The following is a 484-nucleotide window of genomic DNA, read 5'->3' as shown; positions in this document are numbered from 1 at the left end:
ATTGGCAGCATTGTTCTGCCATCAGGCGGTATTGGTGGCGGCGCGTTTGTTCCTCAACAACCAAATCATTACTTGGCAAAGTTTCATCGCGCCTTTGGCAGGCGCGCTGCTTTGGCCTTTCTTGAGCCAGTTGATGCTGGTACTGACCAATTTTTATCGCGCCAACAGATAACGTGAAACCATGTCCATACTGAATACTATGAAACGTCGTCTGAAAAATGGCGGTAGCGGTAAAATACAGACTGCAAAGGCGGCGCAAGCCGATTCTTTATTGCGTCTGCTGGTGGCGTTTATCCTGATTGTGGTTTTGTTTGCCGCATTGGTGGCGCGGTTTGTCTATTTGCAGGTGTTCCGGCATGATGATTTTTCCGGGCAGGCATCCAGCAACCGCATCACATTAATTCCAACCCCGCCCGTTCGCGGCGAAATCGTAGATGTCAACGGCGTACCGTTGGCAAAAAACTATCCCGTGTTTTCGCTGGAA

At 50.0% G+C, this 484-nt stretch carries 2 pseudogenes; both read left to right on the top strand.

Annotated features, from left to right (window positions below):
- Window positions 1-172, top strand: a pseudogene (locus ACTHUR_RS19495) (rod shape-determining protein MreD); the annotation flags it as partial.
- A 9-nt stretch (window positions 173-181) separates the two neighbouring features.
- Window positions 182-484: pseudogene (locus ACTHUR_RS19490) on the top strand (penicillin-binding protein 2); the annotation flags it as partial.

It is taken from the genome of Neisseria sp. P0021.S007, assembly GCF_051956855.1.
The sequence above is the reverse complement of the archived record's forward strand: the minus strand, read 5'-3'. Positions and strand labels throughout refer to the sequence as shown.